The organism is Arachnia propionica (assembly GCF_037055325.1).
In the GTDB taxonomy this organism is placed as follows: Bacteria; Actinomycetota; Actinomycetes; order Propionibacteriales; family Propionibacteriaceae; genus Arachnia.
This window is the reverse complement of the sequence record NZ_CP146373.1, coordinates 2,348,158-2,372,102: the sequence shown is the minus strand read 5'-3', so window position 1 is coordinate 2,372,102 and position 23,945 is coordinate 2,348,158. Positions and strand designations below refer to the sequence as shown.

Annotated in this window: 17 protein-coding genes and 1 tRNA gene; 13 read left to right on the top strand and 5 right to left on the bottom strand. The window is 63.1% G+C overall.

All coding sequences use genetic code 11. The features are described 5' to 3' along the window. Positions 1 to 39: 39 nt before the first annotated feature. The 8 genes from nuoL (at position 40) to V7R84_RS11015 (ending at position 15,236) form a co-directional block, all read left to right on the top strand. Positions 40 to 1,911, top strand: coding sequence for an NADH-quinone oxidoreductase subunit L (gene nuoL, locus V7R84_RS11050; RefSeq protein ID WP_338573890.1), 1,872 nt, complete (start codon positions 40 to 42; stop codon positions 1,909 to 1,911). A gap of 16 nt (positions 1,912 to 1,927) precedes the next feature. Beyond that, complete coding sequence (locus tag V7R84_RS11045; protein WP_338568931.1) at positions 1,928 to 3,460, top strand: NADH-quinone oxidoreductase subunit M; 1,533 nt, start codon at positions 1,928 to 1,930, stop codon at positions 3,458 to 3,460. After that, positions 3,460 to 5,031, top strand: a complete 1,572-nt coding sequence (gene nuoN / locus V7R84_RS11040; protein ID WP_338568928.1) for an NADH-quinone oxidoreductase subunit NuoN — start codon at positions 3,460 to 3,462, stop codon at positions 5,029 to 5,031. Before V7R84_RS11045 ends, nuoN begins: the two co-directional genes overlap by 1 nt. 14 nt (positions 5,032 to 5,045) lie before the next feature. Continuing rightward, the gene (locus tag V7R84_RS11035) at positions 5,046 to 5,996 is read left to right on the top strand and encodes a polyprenyl synthetase family protein (protein ID WP_338568926.1); all 951 of its coding nucleotides are present in this window, start codon (positions 5,046 to 5,048) and stop codon (positions 5,994 to 5,996) included. Positions 5,997 to 6,706: 710 nt separating this feature from the next. Beyond that, positions 6,707 to 8,719, top strand: a complete 2,013-nt coding sequence (locus V7R84_RS11030; RefSeq protein ID WP_338568924.1) for an Ig-like domain-containing protein — start codon at positions 6,707 to 6,709, stop codon at positions 8,717 to 8,719. A 215-nt stretch (positions 8,720 to 8,934) separates the two neighbouring features. Beyond that, positions 8,935 to 11,271, top strand: a complete 2,337-nt coding sequence (locus tag V7R84_RS11025) for a DUF5979 domain-containing protein (protein WP_338568921.1) — start codon at positions 8,935 to 8,937, stop codon at positions 11,269 to 11,271. 1,038 nt (positions 11,272 to 12,309) lie between these two features. Then, complete coding sequence (locus tag V7R84_RS11020; RefSeq protein ID WP_338568918.1) at positions 12,310 to 12,588, top strand: hypothetical protein; 279 nt, start codon at positions 12,310 to 12,312, stop codon at positions 12,586 to 12,588. A gap of 1,613 nt (positions 12,589 to 14,201) precedes the next feature. Further along, positions 14,202 to 15,236 carry a hypothetical protein gene (locus tag V7R84_RS11015; protein WP_338568916.1) on the top strand — a complete coding sequence of 345 codons (1,035 nt, stop codon included), beginning with the start codon at positions 14,202 to 14,204 and terminating at the stop codon, positions 15,234 to 15,236. 72 nt (positions 15,237 to 15,308) lie between these two features. Here the strand turns inward: V7R84_RS11015 and V7R84_RS11010 are convergent, their stop codons facing one another. Together V7R84_RS11010 and V7R84_RS11005 are read right to left on the bottom strand one after the other, a co-directional pair. Then, entirely contained in the window at positions 15,309 to 16,346 is a 1,038-nt protein-coding gene (locus V7R84_RS11010) for a 2-oxoacid:ferredoxin oxidoreductase subunit beta (RefSeq protein WP_338573887.1), read from the bottom strand. Continuing rightward, positions 16,346 to 18,217 carry a 2-oxoacid:acceptor oxidoreductase subunit alpha gene (locus V7R84_RS11005; protein WP_338573885.1) on the bottom strand — a complete coding sequence of 624 codons (1,872 nt, stop codon included), beginning with the start codon at positions 18,215 to 18,217 and terminating at the stop codon, positions 16,346 to 16,348. Before V7R84_RS11005 ends, V7R84_RS11010 begins: the two co-directional genes overlap by 1 nt. Before the next feature lie 119 nt (positions 18,218 to 18,336). Here V7R84_RS11005 and V7R84_RS11000 point away from each other — a divergent pair, with 119 nt between their 5' ends. Then, complete coding sequence (locus V7R84_RS11000) at positions 18,337 to 18,477, top strand: hypothetical protein (protein WP_338568915.1); 141 nt, start codon at positions 18,337 to 18,339, stop codon at positions 18,475 to 18,477. Further along, positions 18,477 to 19,976, top strand: a complete 1,500-nt coding sequence (mptB, locus tag V7R84_RS10995) for a polyprenol phosphomannose-dependent alpha 1,6 mannosyltransferase MptB (protein WP_338568912.1) — start codon at positions 18,477 to 18,479, stop codon at positions 19,974 to 19,976. Before V7R84_RS11000 ends, mptB begins: the two co-directional genes overlap by 1 nt. On the opposite strand, the gene V7R84_RS10990 is transcribed toward mptB, so the two are convergent. Further along, positions 19,952 to 20,860, bottom strand: a complete 909-nt coding sequence (locus V7R84_RS10990; protein WP_338573883.1) for an exodeoxyribonuclease III — start codon at positions 20,858 to 20,860, stop codon at positions 19,952 to 19,954. The genes mptB and V7R84_RS10990 overlap by 25 nt on opposite strands. Positions 20,861 to 20,936: 76 nt before the next feature. On the opposite strand from V7R84_RS10990, the gene V7R84_RS10985 reads away from it, so the two are divergent. Together V7R84_RS10985 and V7R84_RS10980 are read left to right on the top strand one after the other, a co-directional pair. Next, entirely contained in the window at positions 20,937 to 21,833 is an 897-nt protein-coding gene (locus tag V7R84_RS10985; protein WP_338568910.1) for a DUF808 domain-containing protein, read from the top strand. A 9-nt stretch (positions 21,834 to 21,842) separates the two neighbouring features. Beyond that, positions 21,843 to 22,463 carry a class I SAM-dependent methyltransferase gene (locus V7R84_RS10980; protein WP_338568908.1) on the top strand — a complete coding sequence of 207 codons (621 nt, stop codon included), beginning with the start codon at positions 21,843 to 21,845 and terminating at the stop codon, positions 22,461 to 22,463. Between the two features lie 97 nt (positions 22,464 to 22,560). Here V7R84_RS10980 and V7R84_RS10975 read toward each other — a convergent pair whose 3' ends face one another. Next, positions 22,561 to 23,052: a YajQ family cyclic di-GMP-binding protein gene (locus V7R84_RS10975; protein WP_338568905.1), complete on the bottom strand. Its 492-nt coding sequence runs from the start codon at positions 23,050 to 23,052 to the stop codon at positions 22,561 to 22,563. A 260-nt stretch (positions 23,053 to 23,312) separates the two neighbouring features. Between V7R84_RS10975 and V7R84_RS10970 the strand changes: the two genes are divergently transcribed. Next, positions 23,313 to 23,394: transfer RNA gene (locus tag V7R84_RS10970), tRNA-Tyr, on the top strand. 37 nt (positions 23,395 to 23,431) lie between these two features. Here V7R84_RS10970 and V7R84_RS10965 read toward each other — a convergent pair. Next, the gene (locus tag V7R84_RS10965; protein ID WP_338568903.1) at positions 23,432 to 23,935 is read right to left on the bottom strand and encodes a GNAT family N-acetyltransferase; all 504 of its coding nucleotides are present in this window, start codon (positions 23,933 to 23,935) and stop codon (positions 23,432 to 23,434) included. Positions 23,936 to 23,945: the final 10 nt, after the last annotated feature.

Genomic DNA, 23,945 nt, shown 5'->3' with positions numbered 1-23,945 from the left:
GCCGTGCTGTTGTTGGAAACCATAGCGACGGTACCCGCCATGGGGCTGTTCAGCCTCGCCTGGCTCCTGATCGCGATTCCTCTGGCCGGGGCGGCGCTGCTGCTGGTCCTCGGGCGTTTCTCTGACTCGTGGGGCCACTGGCTGGCGACCGCGTGCTGCCTGGCGTCGTTCGCCATCGGGGTTTTGCTGTTCAGTTCAATGCTGGGCGCCGATGAGGGGCAGCGGGCCGTCACCGTGTATCTCTACGACTGGATCAGCACCGGATCGTGGAACCTCAGCTTCGGGATGTTGATCGATCAGCTGTCGATCCTGTTCGTGCTGCTCATCACCGGCGTCGGGTCGTTGATCCACATCTACTCGATCGGTTACATGGCCCACGACGAGCGGCGGCGCAGGTTTTTCGCCTACCTGAACCTGTTCATCGCGGCGATGCTCACGCTGGTGCTGGCCGACAGCTACCTGGTGCTGTTCCTCGGGTGGGAGGGCGTCGGTCTGGCCTCCTACCTGCTGATCTCCTTCTGGCAACATAAACCCTCTGCGGCTGCTGCGGGTCGCAAGGCTTTCGTCGTCAACCGCGTCGGCGACCTGGGAATGGCGATGGCCATTTTCACGATGCTGTCGCTGTTCGGCAGCACCGCCTTCTCCGAGGTCAACGCCGGTATACCGCGGGCCGATGTCGCCACCGCGACGCTGCTCGGTTTCCTGCTGTTGCTCGCGGCGTGCGGCAAGTCGGCGCAGGTGCCGTTGCAGTCGTGGCTGCTCGACGCCATGGAGGGCCCCACTCCGGTCTCCGCCCTGATCCACGCGGCCACGATGGTCACGGCTGGCGTCTACCTGGTGGTGCGCAGCCACGCGATCTACGAGATCAGCGAGGCCGCGACCCTCGCGGTGGCGATCGTGGGCGTCGTGACGCTGCTCGCCGGCGCCTGGATCGGCACCGCCAAGGACGACATCAAGAAGGTCCTGGCCGGTTCCACCATGTCGCAGATCGGCTACATGATGTTGGCCGCGGGTCTCGGGCCGGTGGGTGCGGCCTTCGCGATCTTCCACCTGATCACCCACGGCTTCTTCAAGGCGAACATGTTCCTCGGTGCCGGCTCCGTGATGCACGGCATGAACGACGACGTGAACATGCGCAACTTTGGTGCCCTGGCCAAGGCGATGCGGTGGACCTTCCTGACCTTTGCCATGGGATATCTGGCCATCATCGGGTTCCCCTTCACCGCGGGCTACTACTCCAAGGACCACATCATCGAGGCCGCCTTCGAACGCAACATCGTCCTGGGTGTCCTGGCGCTCATCGGAGCGGGTATCACCGCGTACTACATGACGCGCCTGATGATGATGACCTTCCTGGGGCGCAGCCGCTGGGAGGAGGACGTGCACCCGCACGAATCACCGGCTGTGATGACCATTCCGCTGGTGATCCTGGCCATTGCCTCACTGGGAGCGGGCCTTGTGATGAACAACTGGATCCAGGGCTGGCTGGCGCCGGCCACTGGGTCGCATCCCCACGAGACCGGTCTGCTGGCCTTCAGCTGGATCGGCGTGGTCACGCTGGTCGTCGTGGCGTTGGGTGTCGCGCTCGGGTGGTGGCTGCACAGCGGTCTCATCCCGAAACAGGCGCCGCGGACCCGCAATCCGCTGGTGCTGATCGGTCGCAACGACCTCTACGGGGACGCCATCAACACTTACGCGGTGATCTGGCCCGTGAGTGGCATCGCGACCGCGCTGAGCCTTGCGGATCAAGGCGTGGTCGACGGCCTCGTCCGGGGCTCCGGATATGGGGCGAAAGGTGTGGCGGGCCTGTTGCGGAAGGCACAGAATGGCTATTCCCGCACCTACGGCCTCACGCTGGTGATCGGCGTCGTGATCCTCGGTGCCATCGTGGTGTTCGGACGGCTGGTCTGAGGAAGGAAGAACTCACGTGATCAACCACTCGATTCCCCTCCTGAGCATTCTCGCGCTGTTGCCGCTGTTCGGCGCCCTGGTCCTGACCTGCGTGCGCGGCACCGCCGCCCGCGTCATCGGCCTGTGCTTCGCGTTCGCCACCACCGTTCTCGGGGTGTTCGTCTTCGTCCTGGGGACCACCGGCCCCCACCTGAAGAAGCCGCTGTCGGAGACGGTGTCGTGGATCCAGATAATCGGGACCTCCTACGCCCTGGAACTGGACTCCATGAGTGCCGTCATGGTGCTGCTGACCGTGATCCTCACCCCACTGGTGCTGATCGCCGAGTGGCACGTCGGCGACGCGGAGGGCGCCCGCTGGTCGACGCGGACCTTCTTCGCCCTCGCGCTGGCACTGGAAGGGCTCTCCCTCCTGGTGTTCCTGGCCAACGACGTGCTGCTGTTCTACGTGATGTTCGAGGCCACACTGATCCCGATGTACTTCATGATCTCGGGTTTTGGCGGGCCGGAACGGGCCGCGGCGGCCGTGAAATTCCTATTGTTCTCGCTGGCCGGTGGGCTGGTGATGCTGGTGGGCGTCGCCGGGTTGTATGCGGTCTCCGTGGCGGCAGGGGATCCCAGCTTCCTGATCAGCGACCTGAAGGGCCTCGACCTGGGTGGCGACATTGGCTACTGGTTGTTCGCGGCTTTCTTCTTCGCGTTCGCGGTGAAGGCACCAATGGCCGGTCTGCACACCTGGCTGCCGGACACCGCCGAGCAGGCCACCGCCGGCTCGTCGACGATGTTGGTGGGCATCCTCGACAAGATCGGCACCTTCGGGATGATCAAGATCTGCATGACGATCTTCCCCGAGGCCTCGCACTGGGCTACACCGGTCATCCTGGTGTGGGCGGTGGTCTCCATGTTCTACGGCGCCCTCATGGCGCTCGGCAGCCCCGACCTGCTGCGGTTCGTGTCCTACACCTCCGTCAGCCACTTCGGGTTCATGGTATTCGGGATCTTCGCGCTGACCACGCAGTCGCTGAGCGGGTCGATCTTCTACATGCTGAACCACGGCTTCTCCACGGCAGCGATGTTCCTGGTCATCGGTTTCCTCGTGAAACGCCGCGGCACCGCCGCCATCGAGGCCTACGGCGGGGTGCAGAAAACCGCCCCGGTGCTGGCCGGTTTCCTGTTGCTCTCGGGCCTGTCGGTGCTCGCTCTGCCCGGCATGTCCAGCTTCGTCTCGGAGTTCCTGGTGATGGCCGGTTCCTGGCAGCGCTACCCGGTGCACACCGCAGTGCTGACCCTCGGAATGGTGCTGGCTGCGGCCTACGTGCTCACCGTCTACAAGAAAACCATGACCGGCCCCGTGCCCGACGACGTGCGCAAACACGTCTCCACGGACCTGAACCTGCGCGAACGCCTGGCAGTGGTGCCGCTGCTGGTGCTGCTGATCGTCTTCGGGTTCTTCCCGAAGCCGCTGCTCCAGGTGGCCGATGATGCGGCACAGGGCGTGATGCAAGCCGCCGGTGAGACCAATCCCGCCCCCACGATCCAGGGAGAGAACTGATGAGCCCGCTTGAGATCACCGTTCCGGTCATGGAGTGGATGCTCGAGGCACCCCTGATCACATTGCTGGTCGGCGCCACCCTGGGGGTGCTCCTCGAGGCCGTGGCCCCTCGCGAGTACCGTTACCCCGCGCAGACGGGACTGGCGATGCTGACGGTCCTCACTGCCATGGGGTTCACCGTCTACAACTGGGTGCGCGGGGACTTCAAGATTGTCGCTCCTGGAAGCATCGCCGTGGACGGGCCTACGTATTTCTTCTGGTCGCTGCTGCTGCTGGTTGGTCTGGGAGGGGTGGCGTTGTTTGCCGAACGCGCTGTCGCTGGCGGGGTGTCGGCCTTCGCCGCATCCGCCGCCACCGTTCCGGGGTCGCCGATGGAGCGGGAGGCCGAACGTCAGCGCCGTGAACACACCGAGATCTTCCCGTTGATTCTGTTCGCGTTGTTCGGGATGCTGCTGTTCGTGGCCGCCAACGACCTGCTGACGCTGTTCGTGGCGCTCGAGATCTTCTCCCTGCCGCTGTACCTGCTTTCAGGGATGGCGCGGCGTCGGCGCTGGCTGAGTCAGGAAGCGGCACTGAAATACTTCCTGCTCGGCGCGTTCAGCTCCGCGTTCTTCCTGTTCGGTGTGGCGCTGCTGTACGGCTACGCGGGTACCTTCGCCTACGCCGGTGTGGCGCAGGCCATAGTCACCGACGAGTCGCCGCCAGTGCTGCTGCTGGCCGGCCTGGTGATGCTGGCCGTCGGACTGCTGTTCAAGGTGGGTGCGGTGCCGTTCCACACCTGGACTCCGGACGTCTACACTGGCGCCCCGACCCCTGTGACCGGTTTCATGGCGATCGCCACCAAAACGGCCGCCGTGGCCGCGCTCCTGCGGGTGTTCTACGTCGCTCTCGGTGGGGCGCGCTGGGACTGGCAACCGATCATCGCCACCGTCGCGGTGGCGACCATGGTGGTCGGCGCGGTGGTGGGCCTGGTGCAGCAGGACATCAAACGTCTGCTCGCCTACTCCTCGATCGCCCACGCCGGGTTCATCCTGGCAGGTTTCGTCGCCGCGGTGGGTTTCACGGTCGAGGACCGTGTCTCGTCGGTCGGGTCGATCTCCTTCTACCTGCTGGCCTACGGTTTCGCCACCCTTGGTGGCTTCGGGGTCATCACGATGGTTCGGCGCGCCGGGGGAGAAGCGAACGGGATCGCTGCGTGGCAGGGGCTGGGACGGACCAGCCCGTTCGTCGCCGGGGTCATGACCCTGTTCCTGCTCAGCTTCGCCGGTATCCCGCTAACCGCGGGTTTCGTCGGCAAGCTGGTGGTCTTCGCCGCCGCCTGGCAAGGCGGGTACGGCTGGCTGGTTCTGGTCGCGGTGATCGCGAGCCTCGTGGCCGCCTTCTTCTACCTGAAGGTCGTGGTGGCGATGTGGTTCAAGGAACCCAAGCGCGGTGAACAGGGCAGGGTGGCCGAGGCCTCCGGCTGGACCTGGATCGTTGTTGCGGTGTCCGCTGTGGCGACAATCGTTCTCGGTTTGATTCCGGGTAGCATTCTTGACCTGGCGGCTGGAGCCGCTCAGTTCATCCGCTGACCCCTGGAGTCATCTTGACCCTCGACATCGAAGCCCTCTCGATCCGCTTCGAGGAGCAGCTGCGGCAGGTTGCCGTGGCCGATTCCCCGTTCGTCACCGAGGCCGCCAGCCACCTGATAGCGGCTGGAGGAAAACGGTTCCGGCCTCAGCTGGTGTATCTCGCGTCGGAGTTCGGTGGTGAGGTGGACGAGGAGCGGCTGCTGAAGGCAGCCCTCGTGATGGAGCTGACCCACGTCGCGAGCCTCTACCATGACGATGTCATGGATGAGGCCGATGTGCGCCGCTCCGCGCCGTCCGCGAACTCCCGGTGGGGCAATTCCATAGCGATCCTGATCGGCGACTATCTGTTCGCGAAGGCGTCGATCCTGGTGGCGGACCTTGGCACCGACTACGTGCGGCTTCAGGCGAAGACCTTCACTCGGCTCGTGCAGGGGCAGATTGCGGAGACCCGTGGCCCGGAGACGGGGGAGGTGCCGCTGGAGCACTACCTGCAGGTGATCGCTGACAAGACAGGCTCGCTGATTGCCGCTTCCGCGCTGTTCGGTGCGATGATTGCGGGGGCTCCTCAGAGAATTCGGGATGCCTTGGCGGCTTACGGCGAGGAAGTCGGGTTGGTCTTCCAGCTGAGCGACGACATCATCGACATCACCAGCGATGTCGCCGGCAAGACCCCGGGCACAGACTTGCGTGAGGGGGTGCCGACGCTGCCGACGCTGCTGCTGGAGGCTTCCAATGACCCCGCTGATCAGCCCCTGAAGGACCTGCTCGCTGGGGACCTGAGCGATGATGCGGTTCTTGCGGAGGCGTTGGCTGCGTTGCGTATCCATCCTGTCATCGAGAAGGCGCGGGTCGAGGTTCGCCGCCACGCAGACCTGGCCAGGCAGCATCTGGGGCCGCTTCCGGAGGGCCAGGTCAAACAGCTGCTGCTCCAGGTCTGTGACGACCTGGTGGAACGCTCCGCCTGATTCCTCGGTCGCGCTTCCTGTTCAAGGGTGGAGCTACGTGCCGTACGTGGTCAGCGCTTCGGCGGGAGTTCTCGCGACGCGGATGGTCAGCGACCGCGTCGATTGTACGATCCAATGTCAATGGTTTCCGGGGATCTTCCTTGTGGTCACGTCCTTTTCGTGACTGAAACACATGCGCCGAGGCCTGGTGGCCCGACGCCACGCTATGTCCGGATGCGCGACGGATACCCGGAAATGGCTGTGGGTGTGGCGCCGTTCCTGTGGAGACGGGAAGTCCTGTGCCAGCGAAACAATGCTCACGTGCGCTACGGAAGTCGATGAGTGTGTTCCTATCCTTTGTCGGATGGGTCGTGGGGTGTGTTCCGAGCCCGTGGATCAGGTTTCGTGTTAGTGGCAGCGCGGTTGTTGCGCTCGAAGATGTTTTCTACTCTGTCGCGACCGCGTCGCAGTGCGTCTGTGGAGATGAAGACGTGGTGTGAACACTGGTTTTGCGCAAGGTTTTCGGGGAACTCCACAGTGGAAGAGCACCTGAACGACAGGTCTGGCTGCTGGTAGAAAGATGGCTCGCGGGACAAAAGGTGGGATGTGAGCTATGCATAACTGACCAAATGGTGCACCCTTCAAGCAATTCGTGTTAACGTTCGTCAGCCTCCAAAGGTCAGCTGATCGGAGGACAAGAACTACATGTATTGACATGAGAGGGAAACGACGTGTTGAAGAGGACCAAAGCTCGCAGCGGGTGGAGGCCGGGGGTGCTTCTGCTTACTTTCCTGATCGGCATTGCCGGTCTGGTTGCTGCGAGCCCCGTGGCGCGGGCCGCCGAGGTGAACGCCATCGACAGGGGAAGCATCCGGCTGTCGAAACTTGATGCCGGCGATCCCGCGGTCTACCTGTGGAGTGGTGTGCGGATCGATGCACAGTGGAGGATCCCCGATCAGAGCGGCAAAGCGGGGGATACCTTCAGGCTCAACCTGCCCAAAGAAATCGGAGGTTCCACTGGAAGTTTCGAGCTCAAGGGGGCCGAGGGCGATCTGCTGACCTACGGTACCTGCGAGGTGAGGGAAACCGACGTGGTCTGTACCTTCAACGAGAACGTCGAGGGCAAGAACAATGTCGGTGGCTCGCTGTGGGTGAGCGCACAAGTGAGCACCCTGATCAACACCGACAAGGTCACTTTCCCCCTCAGCAGCGGCCCACTCGATGTTCCGCTGCCCGATGGGCAGAGGAACATCGGCTACAGCCCCAAGGTTCCCACCGAGATCAACAAGTCCGGGTGGTTCCCGACCGATGACCTGAGCGTCATCCATTGGCGGATCGTGGTTCCTGGCTCCCGGGTGGCCGATCGTTCCCGCATGGTCATCACGGACAATTACGCGGTGACGGGAACCACCTTGACCGTCATCGACGGTAACCCGTCCGTCCACTGGGTCCCCAACACTCCGAAGTGCTGGAACGAGAGTTACACCGACGAGTGCCATCACTCCGTGGACGCATCCACCACGCCATCGCTCAAGGTTTCCGTTGACGATTCCAAGGACGTCGTTACTGCCACCATCGACAACAAGGGCAAGAAATTCGAGGCCGATCGGCTCTACGTGTTCGATCTGCGGCTGAAAGCCGACGGGCCGATCCCCGCAGGGGCGCAGTACAGCAACAAGGCCACCGTCGATGCCGAACACCGCACTGCGACCGCTGTCAAGAGCGTGTCGGGTGGTGGCACGGGTTCCGGTGACACTGTCGGGCATCTTGCCGTGAAGAAGGCCGTCGTGGGCGGCCAGGTCCCCGCCGACACCGCCTACCCGGTGACCTGGTCCTATCAATACAAGGGGCAGACACGCAGTGGCGAGCTAGCGGTGAAGGCCGATGGCACCCTCGAAACCCTCAACAACGTCCCGAATGGCACCGTTGTCACCCTGACCGAGAAGGTTCCCTCCAGCGGTGACATCGACTATGGCGACCCGGCGTTCTCGGGGCAGGGCGTCAAGGACGGGGTTCCCGACGCCAACAGCGCCCAGGTCACCATCGAGGGCCTCAAGACCGTCGAGGTTTCCCTCACCAACCACGTGAACCCGAAACTGGCCCCGGTCGAAGTCACCCTCGGCGTGTGCACACCGGGCTCCAGCGAGCCCTCCAAACCCACCGTCAAGGTCGGCGAGACCGACGGCATCACCTACTCCACCCCAAAGCTCACCACCTCCGGTGACAAGGTGACCGTCGAGGTCACCGCCACCCCTGCGACGGGCAGGGAGATCGATGACCAGCATTTGCCGGAAGGCTGGAAGGCCAATAGCGACGGCACCTACACCTTCACCACCACCATCACCCAGCCGACCTGCGTGAAGACCGTCACCCCCGTGACCCCGACCGTCGGTGCGCAGGCGTGTCCCGTCGACTCCACCACTCCGTCGCAACCCACCGTCACGGTGGCCGAAACCCCCGGGGTCACGTACGGCCAACCGGAGATCAAGGTCGCTGATGGCAAGGTGACCGTCACCGTCACTGCAACTGCCCAGGAAGGCCATGAGTTCGGTGGCCCGATGCCGGAGGGCTGGAAACGGATTGACGCCAAGACCGCTGTCTTCGCAGGAGAAGTTGAGCTCCCCGTCTGCGAAGTTCCGACCACTCCGAGCCCGACCCCGTCTCCGTCTCCGTTGGTCACGCCGACTCCGGCCAGGTCGCTTCCGGCTCCGGTGAGGCCGGGTCTGCCGAAGACCGGCGCCTGATTTCCTGTTCTCATTGGTCGGGGCCCGATATCGCGTGATCGGGCCCCGACCGTTTCCTTCGTCACCCACATCCATCTTTCCGTAATGTACAAAAGGGAAGATGAGGGAATCATCGCGGACGGCTACGCTAACCCCGCGTATGTGCTAATCGACTGGAAGTAGGAACTTCTAAGCGATTGCGCGGTAGCGTGATTTAAAACATGGGGGAAGCTGTTGTGAAACAGAAGCGGACTTGGGAGAGCAGAGGGCGTTTCGGTCCGTTGTTGCTCGTGGTAGCGATGGTCCTGTTCGGACTGGTACAGGGTGTGCAGACGGCGCATGCTGACGTGATTAATCCGATCGTTCCTGGAAGCGTGGAGCTGACGGACAAGACGTCGCCTGCTGGGCCCACCTACGTCTGGAATGATGTGGAGCTCAGCGGTCGCTGGGCCATCAACGACTACAGCGGCCAGGAAGGCGACACCTTCACGATCGGCCTGCCTGCTGCTTTCGAGGGAACCAGCGGCACCTTTGAACTGGTTGGTTCGGCTCAGGATCCCGTCAGCTACGGGACCTGTACTGTTTCCCGGGCTGAGGTGTCGTGCGTCCTGAACGGCAACGTCGTCGGCAAGACTGGTGTGGGCGGCGAGTTCTTCATCAACACCAGGGTGGGGGCAACTCACACGGGAGATACCGCCACATTGCTCGTTAACGGAGGAACGCCGATTGAGGTTCCGCTCCCGAACGGGCAGACGGACATCGGCTATTCCCCGTATGTTCCTGACGACATTTCAAAAGTTGGCTACTTCCTTGGGGATCCCTACGACAGCTTGGCCTGGAAGATTCGCATCCCCGGGCAGGAGCTGAGTGGTAAAACCCTGACGATTGATGACACGTTTAAGGTTCCGGGCTCTACGCTGACCGCGAAGCCGGGAGAAGTCATTCTCTACCGGATCCCCAACAACAATCCTCTGTGCTGGAACGAGAACTGGCGTGCTGACTGCCGCACCGTCGTTTACAAGAATGATGGTGCTAATTATCCGGGCGTGACCGCAAACATCGACGACACCAGTCGGATACAACTCACCTACAACAACTCCGAAGAATTCTCTGGGGATGACATGTACCTGTTTGAGTACATTCTTTCTGTTGGTGAGGAGATTCTCGTCGGTGGGCAGTACCCGAACGCCGTCAAGGTCAATGATAATTCCTACGAAGCAACAGCCATCCGGGAAGCAGCCGGCGGTGGAACCGGTGCAGGGGGTAGCGACACCGTTGGGCATGTGACTCTTGGGAAGACCGTGGCCAATGACGCGGCTGGCGCGGTGCCGACGGATACCGTCTTTCCGGTGGATTACAGCTACACGGTCAAGGGGCAGGTGAGGACCGGAACCTTGAACGTGAAGGGCGATGGGACGCTGACGACCTTGAACAACGTTCCTCATGGGACTGTTGTGACGTTCACGGAGAAGGTTCCGGCTGTGGCTGGGGTGGAGTTCGGCGACCCCGCGTTTTCCGGGGATGGTGTGACTGATGGAGCTCCGGATGCGAACAGTGCCCAGGTGACGGTTGAGGGTTTGAAAACTCTCGAGGTGACTTTGACGAATCCGGTGAGTCAGCCGGGTGTGGTCGTGGGTTCTGTGAAGGTGACGCCGGGTGTGTGTGCTCCGGGTGCTTCGGAGCCGTCGGATCCTACGGTTGAGGTTGGTCCTACAGAGGGCATCACTTACTCCCAGCCGCAGTTCACCAGGGCTGGGGATCAGGTGACGGTCAAGGTGACTGCTACGCCGGTGGTTGGCAGGAAGGTTGATGAGAAGAACCTGCCTGAGGGGTGGGTTGCGAATGGTGATGGTTCTTTCACATTCACCAAGGTCGTTGCTCAGCCGACCTGCACCCGGGATGTGGTGCCGGTGGTTCCGGTTGTGAAGGCGGGGGTGTGTCCGGTTGATTCGACTACCCCTACCCGGCCGAGTGTTTCGGGTGTTGAGGATACCGAGCAGATTGATTATGGGGAGCCTGTTATCACTAGTGATGGTGATCGGGTGAGTGTCACTGTGACTGCGACGGCGAGGCCTGGGTATCGGATTGATACTGCGAATCTCCCTGAGGGCTGGAGTGTGGTCAATGGTGTGGTGACCTATACGACGACGGTGACGCAGCCGAAGTGTGTGATTCCGGTTGTTCCGAGGGTTGATGTGGGTACCTGTCCTGCGGATTCGTTGACTCCTTCGGCTCCTTCTGCGGTGTTTGATCCGGTTGAGGGTGTGGAGTTTTCTGAGCCGAAGGTTGAGGTCAAGGCTGGGAAGGTGACTGTTACGGCGTCGGCTACTGCGAAGGCTGGGTTCCAGTTTGGTGGTGTGTTGCCGGAGGGCTGGACCCGGGTGAGTGAAACTAGTGCGACGTTCACTACTACTAAGGATCAGCCGGTGTGTGGCGCCCCAACACCGACCCCGACGGTCACTCCGACGCCGAGTCCAACGCCGACTCCGACGTCGACGGTTACCGTCACCCCGACCCCGGTCAGGCCGCTTCCGCCGCCGGTGAAACCGGGTCTGCCGAAGACCGGCGCCTGAGGCGCTGAGTAACCCACGAAGTACGCGGGCCCCGGTTCTACGGAATCAGGGCCCGTTGCGTGTCCTCGAACAACGACGTTCAGGCGCTGTCTCCACCAAACTCGTCGCGGTCAAGGCACTCGCTGCGCAGAGCGTGTCCTGTGAATGAGCACCGTCACGTGATCGGTAATAGCGATCCGCTCTATCCCTCCCATTCCATGGCGTCCCGACCGCAAAGGCCGGGCAGTCAATCAGGTGCTGCCCGTTTGCTCTGGCCCTGCCGCGGCATGATGATGTCTGAAAGTTGTGTCCTCAGATGAATCCTGTTTGAGGGGTTTGGCCATCCGTTGACATCCATGTGAGTTGATTCAATCAACGTGAATGCTCCCGTCAATCCGCAGTGCTACTCTCGGTGAACAAAGTTTTTGCTCACTGCAGCCGTTCCTGCGTGGTGACTTTTGGCCCGAAGACACGGGATTTCTTGGACGAACGGCCAGAGTTTCGACGCGATGCCCTCGCCGTGAAGGGTAACTTCTGTTAAGTTGGGTGTTGTTCAAAGAATCAACTCTTTATGGAGATGGGGGCGAGTTGAAGTTTGGGGGTAGGCGCAAGGTCAGCGGAGTCGATCGCCTTCTGCGTGTAGTCGTGATTGGGGCATTGGTGGCTTTTCTGGCTGCTGGGACATCGACGGCTGTCGGTGAAATGGAACGGTGGCGGCAAGCGGGCTTTGCCGGGAGCCTTTGGGGACTCCAAGTTGACCTGGAGGAAAGCGGAGCGCGGATCATGCCTGAGATGGTGGTGCGCATCTGTTTTCGTGGTCAATTCCATACTGCTGGTGGAGGTGAAGGCGATGCTTTCTGGACTCAGATGATAGGGCTGAACCGTCGCGCGGAATCATCCCTGAAGGAGATGCCATCGCATTGCGCTCGTCTTGCGAGACTCCTGGAGAAATCTAGAGGTGCGAGCCTTACTCTTCGTGGCGGCGAAGAAGTATGTTCTGGAGAAAGGTCTCTTTGGCTTCCATCCTCCGTGAGGAGAAAATCTTCGCCGTCTCGTCGCATGTTTGATGCGCACTCGGATGGCGCAGGTGGAGCGTCTGGGTTCTCTCGGCTGGTCGAGAACGGCGAACGTTTCGTAGAGACCTCCCCGGCGATGCTTTCCGAGGTGCTCATCGCCAACCAACAGGGGCCGAACAAGGAGGAATCTTCGGGAGCTGAGCCTGAGGAGTCGACGCCGCCTGGGCTGGTGGTGGGGTTGCTGTGCGTGGTCGCGGTTGCTGGTGCGCTGGCCGGCAGACATGTCGGACGTCCTGTCGGAAAACGTGAGGGGCGAAAATGAGTCGATTCGATGCGTGTTGCCAAGCTGCTGCTCTGGCTTCTGTGAGCTGCATAAGCCGGCGACCTCCGGTGTTGTTGAGAAAAGTTCAGAGGCCGTTTTTGCTCAGTAGAAACCTGTTTCCTAAAGAATGTGGAGCGCAGAGATGTCAGTAAATCATATGTCTCTTTTGAATGCGTTGCAGGGAAGAGGGTGTATGTACTGTTCCTGCTGGGTCAGTGATGTTTCATGCGGTTGCTCGCTGAGTGTCTCCTGTCCGATTGCGCTGCGCTTTTTGGCTCGTGACAGTCTCGCGAGAAAGTCTTCGTCGGGAGGAGGGAAAACCTCTTGGTTTCGTGGTCCATCAAGCGTGTGATCGCGACATGACATGACAAGCGAATGTGGCTCTTAGGTGAGCCATCAGAACGGGCGCTCCGTGCGCCCTGGGGGTAAAGAGCCGTATCCCCCTTCGGCTGGCGGCGCAATGGCGCGCTGCGCCCCTCAGGAGGGGTGGGATTCAGTTCTGCCCAAGGAATCCCACCCCTCCCCTCATGTGGCCTTTCGGCAAGTGTGTGATCATTGTCCTCCTTTCAGTGGACAGATTTTCCTGATAGCTTCAATCCGCTGTCGAATCATGCGAGTGAGTTCAGGGGATTCCGGGATGGGGAGATACGTCGACGCGCGAAATGCGCGCATGGCCGTCATGGGGGTGTCGGCCATGCGCGCTGCATCGACTGTCCTTGGTCCGCCGATGTTTCACGAGGAAACCGGCGACCTTGCGGAAGGGAATCTGAACGGCAGCGAGCCGGGGGCCGAATCTGCTGTTCCCGTCTGTTGCCCGGCGCCAGTGGCGCCGGGCAACAGGTAGCGGACAGTACTGGGCCACCGGCGTACGTGACGCGGGGGGTGCGTCCTTGGGGAGGGGCCTTGGCTGGATGAGTCTGGTCCCTCCACAACTTCCTCTTTCTCAGCGCCCGGTTCTCGCTGAGCTGCAGCTCATGTCCGGGAAAGAATCCGTGAGGGTGCTGGGCCATCGCTAGACCCACCATGGAGCATCGGGGTGCGCTGGTTGGATCGTCTAGCCCTGTTCTGGCCTGTTCAGTGGGGCAGGTGCATGGGAATGTGGAAAAACCCGGAATCACATCCTCGAGGCCTCTCGCGAGAGCGCTGCGTGGTGTAGCGTGTTGGAGTGGGTCTGCGTGATGATCTGGGCTCACGACCGAGTTCGATGTTGCCCCGGTTTCCGTGAGCTGAGACGCTCCGGAAGCGGGTGAGGAAGGAAACAGATGTCAACACCGCACGGGCCCGATGCCTCCGGTCAGTCGGGAGAGCAGGAGAACCCCGTTCCGCAGCAGCCACAGGAAACATCGGCGCCGCACGCTGAAGTGCAGGCGGATGCCCCGCAGTTCGTTCCCCCGGGGGGACAGCAACCCCAAGGGGGCCACGCGTCGGGGAAACCGAACGCATTGAACCAGGGCTCTGGGCAACAGGGGCCTTACCAAGGTCCTTCGCAGAATCCACAACAGGATCCGGGGTCCTCCCACCAGGGGCCGCCACAGCAGGGACCCGGGCAAGGGTACACAGGGCAGCAACCTATATATGCGGCGGGTCATCTCCAGCAGGGGGCAGGGAACCCGGTGAAAAAGTCGAAGACCCCGCTGTGGATTGGCCTGGGTCTTGTCGCCGCGGTGGTGGTCGTGGCGCTGGTGCTGGTGCTCTCGGGTGTGTTCTCCAACAAGACTGCTGCGGGAGGGGACGGTTCAGAACTGCCTGCGGACCCCAAAGAAGCAGCTAAAGCCGTTGTTACGAATTATTTGACCGCGGTTTCGGAGGGACGCGCGGAGGATGCCAAGAAATTCCTGGGCTCCTCATCCGCCACATCCGATGCATCGTTGCTCACCGACGAGGTGTTGAAAGATTCGCTGACCCGGGCCCCGATCACCGAGATAACGGTCGGTGAAGTCACGACTGAGTACAGTAGTTCCCAAAAGGTTTCTGTCACCTACAAGGTGGCCGGTGAGCCGGCTACCGAAGAGTACACGGTTGGCTCCAGCGACAACAAGATCTTCACGTCTCTTCCCACCTTGGGGCTGTACATGCTCAAGGGGGTCGATCTCACCGTGAACGGCGTGACTGTCAAGAGCAGTGAGACGAACCGCTCGGCTTTCCCGGGAAGTTATGTCGTCGCATCTGCCAACAAGTACCTTGAGGTTGAAGGAGAAAACACCATCCTCATCACCAGCAGCAAGAACGACACGCCATCTTCGGATCTCAAGCTCAAGGTGAGTCAGGCTGGCATCGATCTGTTCCGTGAGAAGGTGGTCCCGGAGGCAAAGGCCTGCCTGGCCTCCACGAATCTCGATCCAGGGTGCAACATGGCCATCAGCGGCACGCTGAAGGATGGAACCACCCTCGTTGAGGGTAGTATCACGCGCACTCAGGACTCCGAGAATGCATACAAGCTGGAGAATGTCGTTCCTGAGCCGGGTTCGTCGGTACCGACGATCATCTCCGCCAGAGACATGGGTTCTGTGAGCCTGTCTGCCACGTGCACCGACTCGAGCGGAACAGAGCCGTGCGATCTCTGGGGATTCGGTAAGGGATCGAGATTCCCGAAGGCGACGCTCAATGTTGCCGAGGATGATCCCAAGGTGGTCTGGGAAGACAGATAAGAAAAACCTGCTTCAGTGTGTGGGCCCGGCGATCCACGGATCGCCGGGCCCACACACTGCCCACACGATATTTCAGTCGATTTTCCAGAAACTCTTCCCGGACATGGCGGCCTGCAATGCATCGTGCGGACTCTCCGCGCGTGCCTCGGCCACCTGCGCGCGCAGCAGGTCGTCGTAGGCAGGACGTTCCACCTGCCGGAAGATCCCGACCGGGGCGCGGTGCATCACGCCGTGGTCGGTGAGCTGCGCCAGGGCGAAGGCCTGTGACGGGTCCGGGCGTCTCGTGTCGTGGATGACGATCCTCTCCGGGGCAGTGGTGGCGGTTTCGGCGACCCGCAACCCCCCGTCGGGTTCCCGGACCACGCAGAACTGTTCCTCGGTGCCGAAAACCACGGGTTCACCGTCGCGGAGCCGGATCAGCGCGTTCGCCGACTCCGGGCCCTTCAGGGCGTCGAAGGCCTCGTCGTTGAAGATTGGGCAGTTCTGGTAGATCTCGATCAGGGCGGCGCCACGATGCCGGACCGCCGCGTTCATGACGTCAGTGAGCTGAGCTCTATCGGAGTCGACGGCGCGCGCCACGAACGACGCCTCCGCGCCGAGCGCCAGCGCCACCGGGTTGAACGGCACGTCCAAGGAGCCGTAGGGCGTGGACTTGGTCAGCTTGCCCTGCTCCGAGGTGGGGGAGTACTGCCCTTTCGTCAGCCCGTAGATGCGGTTGTTGAACAGCAGGATGTTGATGTTCACATTGCGCCGCAGTGCGTGGATGAGATGGTTGCCGCCGATCGACAGCGCATCACCGTCACCCGTGATCACCCACACGTTGAGATCCTCGCGGGCCGCCGCGACCCCGGTGGCGATAGCGGTGGCGCGACCGTGGATGGAGTGCATTCCGTAGCAGTCCACGTAGTAGGGGAAGCGCGACGAGCACCCGATGCCGGAGATCACGACGGTGTTCTCCCGGGCGATGCCGAGGTCGGCCATCATGGCCTGGAAGGTGGACAGGATCACGTAATCGCCGCAGCCAGGACACCAACGCACCTCCTGGTCGCTGGTGTAGTCCTTCCGGGATTGCGGTGCCTGCGCGAGGGGAAGCCCGGCGAGCCCGTGCATCATTCCACCTCCAGTGAGTCGATCTCAGCGGTCAGGTCGGCCTCCAGCTCACCCACCGAAATGGGCAGCCCCCGCACCCGTGAATAACTCTGGACGTCCACCAAGTATCGGGCGCGCAGCAAGAAGGCCAGCTGCCCCAGGTTCATCTCGGGCACCAGCACCTTGTCGTAGCCGCGAAGCACATCCCCCAGGTTGGCGGGCATCGGGTTGAGGTGACGCAGGTGGGCCGTCGCCACCTCGCGACCCGCCAGCCGTACCCGGCGTGCGGCGGCTGTGATGGGCCCGTAGGTGGAACCCCACCCCAGCACCAGCAACCGGGCCCGTCCGGAGGGGTCGTGGACCTCGACATCGGGGATGTCGCGGACGATGCCGTCGATTTTCGCCTGCCGGGTGCGCACCATCAGGTCGTGGTTGTCGGGGACGTAGGAGATCGCGCCCGTGGCGGAGTTCTTCTCCAGCCCCCCGATGCGGTGCTCCAACCCCGGGGTGCCGGGCACCGCGAAGGCGCGCGCCAGGTTCTCGTCGCGCAGATACGGATGGAAGACGGGTTTGCCCTTGGGATCGGTCGCGTTCGGTTCGGTGGCGTAACCGGGGATGATCGGGTCGATGTCGTCCAGATCCGGGATTCGCCACGGCTCCGCCCCGTTGCCCAGGTAGCCGTCGGTGAGCACGATCACCGGGGTCCGGTACTTCACCGCGATCCGGCAGGCCTCGACGGCGGTGGCGAAACAATCCGCGGGGGAGCGGGCCGCCAACACCGCCACAGGGGATTCGCCGTTGCGCCCCAGGATCGCCTGGAACAGGTCGGCCTGCTCGGTTTTGGTCGGCATCCCCGTTGACGGTCCGGCGCGCTGCACGTCCACGATCACCAGGGGCAGTTCGGTCATCACGCCCAGACCGACGGCCTCCATCTTCAGGGCCATGCCGGGCCCCGATGTGGTGGTCACTCCGAGCAGGCCCGCGTAGGAGGCGCCCAGCGCGGAACAGATGCCCGCGATCTCGTCCTCCGCCTGCACCGTGACCACGCCGGCGTCCTTGCGGCGGCTCAGCTCGTGGAGGATGTCGGAGGCGGGGGTGATCGGGTAGGACCCCAGGAACAGCTGCATCCCGGCGCGGTCGGCACCCGCCATCAAACCGTACGCGGTGGCGAGGTTCCCGGTGATCTGGCGGTAGCGACCGGGCTTCATGGGGGCCGAGGCCACGTGGTAGCGATGCTCGAAGACCTCGGTGGTCTCCCCATAGGCGTGTCCAGCTCGGAAGGCCGCCAGGTTCGCGTCGCGGATCTCGGGTTTCGACGCGAACTTGGTCTTCAGGAAGTCGATGGTCCCGGAGGTGTCGCGGGAGTACAACCAGCACAGCAATCCCAGAGCGAACATGTTCTTCGTGCGCCCCGCGTCCTTGCGGCCCAGCCCGAAGGGTTTCGCCGCTGCCGTCGCCATGCCTGTCAGGTCCAGAGAATGGACCTTCCAGTCGGCCAGGGAACCGTCGATCAGTGGGTTCGCGTCCCATCCGACCTTCGCCAGGTTGCGTTTTGTGAAATCGCCCTCATCAACGATGATCACCCCGCCCTTGGGAAGGTCACCGAGGTTGGCCTTCAGCGCAGCCGGGTTCATGGCTACCAGCACGTCGGGCCGGTCGCCAGGGGTGACGATGTCGTAGTCGGCGAAGTGCACCTGGAAGGAGGAGACTCCAGGAAGGGTGCCCTGCGGGGCGCGGATTTCTGCTGGATAGTTGGGCAGGGTGGCGATGTCGTTGCCGAGCGAAGCCGATTCGGCAGTGAAACGATCCCCCGTCAACTGCATTCCATCGCCGGAATCCCCAGCAAAGCGGATCACCACCCGATCTAGCGACCGCGTCTCAGCCACGAACAACCCTCTCACTCTCAAAGCCTCGGGCAAGTGTATAGCGGCTCGTCGAAATGGCCTTCATGGCAGGGCGCAGGCAGGAGGTGGAGAAGCTTCTGATGTCGCCGACCCGTAGTATGCCTCCCATGGCCCAGATCGACCTTTCATCCCGCGAAACGCCGATGCGCGCCCTTGACAAGCCTGCGGGAAGGGTTTCGATGGGCGGCGAACTGAGCGGTGGCGCCGATCATCTCGTCCGCTGGATGCGGCAGCGGGAGGAGAATTGATGCAGGTGGTGCAGGCTGCGGCGCTACGTGGGCTGAAGGCTTTCAAGGACGCCTTCAACACACGTGCCGTACTTGCGGGATGCCTTGGTTCGGTGCTGCTGGTGTTGGGGTCACTGACCCCCGCCTACCTGCCTCGGACCTCCCCGCTGACCCGAGCGATGTCCTCGTACGGGCTGGCTGGCGTCGAGTGGACGTGGGTCGGAACCGCCATCACCATGGCAGGGCTGGCCCTGATGCTCGAGTTTTGGCTCAGGGTGCGCCCGGCGCGGCGAGAAGCGCGGGGACAGCCGCAGCTGCGTCACTGGGCAATGCTCGTGATCGTCGCGGCCCCCATGCTGATCGCTCCGCCGATCTTCAGTCACGACGCCTACTCTTACGCGGCCCAGGGCTGGTTGCTCCACAACGATCTCAACCCCTACCTGGTGGGTCCCGGGATCCTGCCCGGGCAGTTCGCCGACCAGGTGGCCTGGGTGTGGCGCGATACAGCGGCACCCTACGGACCCCTGGCTCTCAGGATGAACCACTGGTTGATCGTGCTGGTTGGATTCGATCCCTACTGGTCCGCGGTGATCATGCGGCTTCCCGCGCTGATCGGTGTGGGAATGATCGGGTGGTGTGTGCCTCGGATTGCGGGGCGTTTCGGCATTAACCCGGCTGCCGCCAGCTGGTTCGTCCTGGCCAACCCCATCGTCATCATCGACTTTGTGGGCGGTGCCCACAACGACGCCCTCATGATGGGCCTGGCGATGATGGGGATCTGGGTCACCACCAGGTGGCGCACCTGGTGGTGGGGGGCGGTCGCAGTCGGGGTGGGGGCCGCCATCAAACAGCCTGCGGTCTTCGTCGCAGTGGCCCTGCCCTTCATCACCCACCCCTGGACCTCCTGGAAACTTCGTCCCCTGGCAGCTGCCGCGGCCAGGGCCTTGGCGTCGTTGGCCGTTTCAGTGGCGGTATTCGTGCTGCTGAGTGTCGTGACAGGGCTCGGATTCGGCTGGGTGAACGCGGTCGATGTTCCCGGCAAGGTCACCAGCGCCTCGCCGTTCAACCTGCTGGGCGAAGCCATTGAATACCTCCTCAACCTCATGGGCATCGATCAGGATGGCAAAGCAGCCGTGGGGGCGATGCGTTCCCTCGGACTTCTGGTCTGTGCCATCGGGATTGTGTGGCTGGCTATCCGGCACCTCGGACGTCGCCCCCTCAACTTCACCGGGTGGGGGTTGTTGCTGTCGGCGTTCACCCTCCCGGCCCTCCACTCCTGGTACCTGCTGTGGGGAGGGGTGTTGTTTCCCATGACCCGCCCCAGCACCCGCCGGCTCCGGATCGCGATCATCATTTCCGCGGTTCTGCTGGCCTACGAAGCCATGGTCTTCGCGGTTCGGAACGGAACTTGGCTGGTTGCGCTGCTGCTGATCTGGGCGATCTGGGAATCCGTGAAGGCCCACGAACTCACCCAGCAATGGGACGCCGGGGTTTCTCAGGAGAGCATGGTCAGGTCGTAGTCGACTGCGACGGGGCAGTGATCGCTGACCCGGGAGTCGTAATCGGACTCGCGCAGCGATTCCGCCCTAACCGCCGACCGTGCCAGCCTCGGCGTCGTCAGGTGGTAGTCGATGCGCCAGCCCGCGTCGTTCGCGAACGCCTGGCCTCGCCACGACCACCACGAGTAGGGGCCGTCCTGGTTCGGGTGCATGGCACGCACCACGTCGACGAGGGTCCGGGGACCGAGCTGAGCGGTGAACCAGTCGCGTTCCTCGGGCAGGAAACCATCGGTGCGCTGGTTGGAACGCCAGTTCTTGAGGTCATGTCGGGTGTTGGCGATGTTGAAGTCACCGACGATCACGTACTCGCGCCCGGCCTGCGCCGCGGATCTGCGGGCCTGAGTCAAGTGACGTGCCAGCCCGGACATGAATTTCATCTTTCGTTCGTATTTCGGGGTGTCAGCTTCCTCGGGTTTCCGGGCGTGGTGTTCCGGAACGGCGCCCTTGGGGAGGTAGAGGGAGGCCACACGGATGGGCGCCCCGGCCAGATCCACTTCCACGTAGCGGCCCTCGCCGGCGAAGGCAGCTAGGTCACGGTTGCCCACCCGGTCCACCTCCGACTCGCTGGCTGTGCCGTCGGGTGCGACGACCATCGCGGTGCCGTCGAGGGTGGCGACTCGTTCCGGCGCATCACGGGTCAGGACCGCCACGCCGTTGCGACCCGCCAGCTCGCCGATGGACCACGCGACGTGGTGGCCGGCGAAGGCGTCGCCGGGCAGGTCTTTGAGGCGGCAGCGCACCTCTTGCAGGCAGATGACATCGGCCCTCTCGCGTCGCCACAAATCGTGCAGGCCTCGGCGCAGGGCGGCGCGGATGCCGTTGACGTTGTGGGAGATCAGGCGCAGGGTGCTCATGGCGTCGCATGGTAGTGCCGACCGGAGTGCTACCTTCTGTGACGACCCGAGAAGTTGGAGGAAACACATGGCCGGAGGCCTGGCCGCGCTGCTGGACGACGTGGCGATGATCGCAAAACTGACCAGCGTAACCAGCACCAAGGCAATGGCGGTGGTGATCGACGATGCCGCCGTCACTCCCCGTTACGTCACGGGCCTGAGCCCTGCCCGGGAACTGCCGATCATCTGGCGGATCGCGAAGGGATCGTTGCGGAACAAGGCGATCATCCTGGTGGTGGCGCTGGCTTTGAGCCAGTTCATTCCCTGGATCCTGACTCCGATTCTGATGCTCGGCGGCACCTATCTGTGTTTTGAGGGCGCCGAGAAGTTCTGGGAGGCGCTCTCTGGACATCATGAGGAGGAGCCGGTCGCGGATCGCGGCGAGCAGGACGAGAACGCCCTGGTGCGCGGTGCCGTCACCACCGATTTCATCCTGTCCGCGGAGATCATGGTGATTTCTTTGAATTCCCTCGCCGAGGAGGGTTTCTGGCGCCGTGCGATCACGTTGGTGCTGGTCGGGATCCTGATCACGCTGCTGGTCTACGGCGTGGTGGCGTTGATCGTGAAGATGGACGACGTCGGCCTGAAACTGAAGGAGGGCACGGGGGCGGGGCGTGCGCTCGGGGGTTTTCTGGTGGGTGCTATGCAGAAGTTGCTGGCCGCGCTGTCGGTGATCGGGATCGCCGCCATGCTGTGGGTCGGTGGCCACATCCTGCTCGATGGGGCCGCCAAGCTCGGGTGGGGTGCGCCCCTGGGACTGGTGCATGGTCTGGCCCATGCCACCGCCTCGGTGCCGGTGACCGGTGAGGTGCTCGAATGGGTGGTGGAGACCGCGTGCTCCGCTGCGCTTGGCCTCGCGGTCGGAGCGGTGATTGTCGCGGTGGTCCACCTGATCCCGAAGCGGGCCACCGAAGCTGCCCGGTAGGCTCAGGCCATGGGTGAAGATTTTGACGAACGGGCTGCCACCTGGGACGACGACCTGGAGCGGATGGCCAGGGTTCGAAGGGTCGCTGCAGTTATGCGTTCGGTGGTGCCCCTCGATGGACATCCGGTGACGGTTGAGCTGGGTTCCGGAACGGGAATGCTCGCCCGCTGCCTGGCCGACGTGCTTGGGCCCACCACCCTGCTGGACGCCTCACCTGCGATGATCGAGGTCGCGTCGAAGGCCTTGGCGTCCGAGAGGTTGGAGGGGTGGAGCGCCGCGGTGACCGACCTCGCCGAGGGGATCCCGGGTGGTCCCTACGAGCTGGCGCTGGCGCAGATGTTTCTCCACCATGTCGATGACGTGCCGGCCCTGCTGGGAGCGCTGCTTCGGGTGATGACCCCAGGCGGTGTGGTGGCGATCGCCGACCTCGACCACGACGCCGCGAAGCGCTACCACGCCACTGTCGTCGATTTCCACGGCCATCACGGCTTCTGCCGCGACGAGCTGCGTGGCTGGCTGGAGAAGGCGGGATACCGCGACGTCTGTTTCCACGACGCCGGGGTGGTCGGCAAGGAGGTTGACGGCGAGCGCCAGGACTTCCCGATGTTCCTGGCGGTCGCGAAAGCCTGATGGGTCGCGGTATCGCCGCGATGGCCCAGCGGCCACAGGGACGGGCACTCCCGGCGCCATCCCCGTCGCTGGCGGTCGGCTCGGCGACCCCGATGGGTCAGCGGTAGTTCACGAACTGGACGGCGAAGTCGTAGTCGGCCTCCTTGATGAGGCGCTGGACCTCTTGGAGGTGGTCGCGTGACTTCGAGCTGACTCGCAGCTCGTCACCTTGGATCTGCACCTTCACGCCTTTGGGACCCTCGTCGCGCACCAGTTTGGAGATTTTCTTCGCGTCCTCCTGCTTGATGCCCTGTTTGGTGGTGCAGGTGATCTTCCACTTCTTCCCGGAGATGCGGGGTTCGCCGGTGTCGAGAGCCTTCAACGACACCCCGCGTTTGACGAGCTTCGACTGGAACACATCCAGCACCGCCTTCGCGCGCTCCTCGCCGCTCGACTCGATCTCGATGGCCTCCCCGGACCAGCGGATGGAGGAGTCGGTGTTCTTGAAATCGAAGCGCTGCGACACCTCCTTGGCGGCCTGGTTCAGCGCGTTGTCTACCTCTTGGCGATCAACCTTGCTGACGACGTCGAAAGAGCTGTCCGCTGCCATGGGTTCCTCCTCGGATCGTGGGGCACCCATTGTGCCAGCCTCGCCCGGTTTTTCTCCCCGCCGCCGCTCCGCCACCCGCGACCCGCCACCCCGTCGCTCCGCATCCCGCGAGTTATGTCATGTGGAAAGAAAATGTGGGGTACACGGTACAAAACCTTTCACCACAGCCTCAAAACTTTTCACGGGAGCCCGCTCGCACCCCGGGTTGGACGTATCCGTCCGGCACTGATACTCTTTCCGTCGCTGGTCAGCCAGCGTTCGGCAGGTTGCCCGAGCGGCCAAAGGGAGCGGTCTGTAAAACCGTCGGCGTTGCCTACGTTGGTTCAAATCCAACACCTGCCACTGCCCCGGATCGGATGGATCCGGGGCTTGAACTTTCTCACGACCCGGTACCCGCCCCGCGACGATGGCAGCGGGCCTCGCCGCCACCCGGGATCCGATAGGATTCGGCGGCCACGAATCCGAGTCGCAGCGCCAAGCGTTCGGATCGGGTGTTCCCGACCGCGATCATCGCGGTGAGCGGCAGATGTGGGACACCCGAGAGTACCCTGCGCGCCGCGTCGAATGCGATGCCCCGGCCCCAGTAACGCTTTCCGAGCCGGTATCCGAGCTCGACGGATCCCGTCGGCCCCCACTCCGCGTTCCAGTCGTGAAGGCCCGCGAAGCCGGCTACCCGGCCCTCGACGCACAACGTGTGGAAGCAGTAGCCCTTGGTGTGGAACAACTCGCGTTGGTGGTGCACGAAATCCTCGTAGTACGCGAGATTCCGCACCCGCCCATCCCCGATCCAACGCATCACCTCGGGGTCCCGGAAAAGCAGGTGCAGGGGTTCGGCGTCGGAGGGTTCGGGTGGTCTCAGCACCACGTCGCCGGTGGCATCCATCCGGTCATCG

Coding starts and splice junctions, on each gene's coding strand:
- V7R84_RS10975 (WP_338568905.1), bottom strand. CDS start 23,052: ATGGCAGCGGACAGCTCTTTCGACGTCGTCAGCAAGGTTGATCGCCAA.
- nuoL (WP_338573890.1), top strand. CDS start 40: ATGGGGCTGTTCAGCCTCGCCTGGCTCCTGATCGCGATTCCTCTGGCC.
- V7R84_RS10980 (WP_338568908.1), top strand. CDS start 21,843: ATGGGTGAAGATTTTGACGAACGGGCTGCCACCTGGGACGACGACCTG.
- V7R84_RS11010 (WP_338573887.1), bottom strand. CDS start 16,346: ATGCACGGGCTCGCCGGGCTTCCCCTCGCGCAGGCACCGCAATCCCGG.
- V7R84_RS10985 (WP_338568910.1), top strand. CDS start 20,937: ATGGCCGGAGGCCTGGCCGCGCTGCTGGACGACGTGGCGATGATCGCA.
- V7R84_RS11000 (WP_338568915.1), top strand. CDS start 18,337: ATGGCCCAGATCGACCTTTCATCCCGCGAAACGCCGATGCGCGCCCTT.
- mptB (WP_338568912.1), top strand. CDS start 18,477: ATGCAGGTGGTGCAGGCTGCGGCGCTACGTGGGCTGAAGGCTTTCAAG.
- nuoN (WP_338568928.1), top strand. CDS start 3,460: ATGAGCCCGCTTGAGATCACCGTTCCGGTCATGGAGTGGATGCTCGAG.
- V7R84_RS10965 (WP_338568903.1), bottom strand. CDS start 23,935: ATGGATGCCACCGGCGACGTGGTGCTGAGACCACCCGAACCCTCCGAC.
- V7R84_RS11020 (WP_338568918.1), top strand. CDS start 12,310: ATGTTTGATGCGCACTCGGATGGCGCAGGTGGAGCGTCTGGGTTCTCT.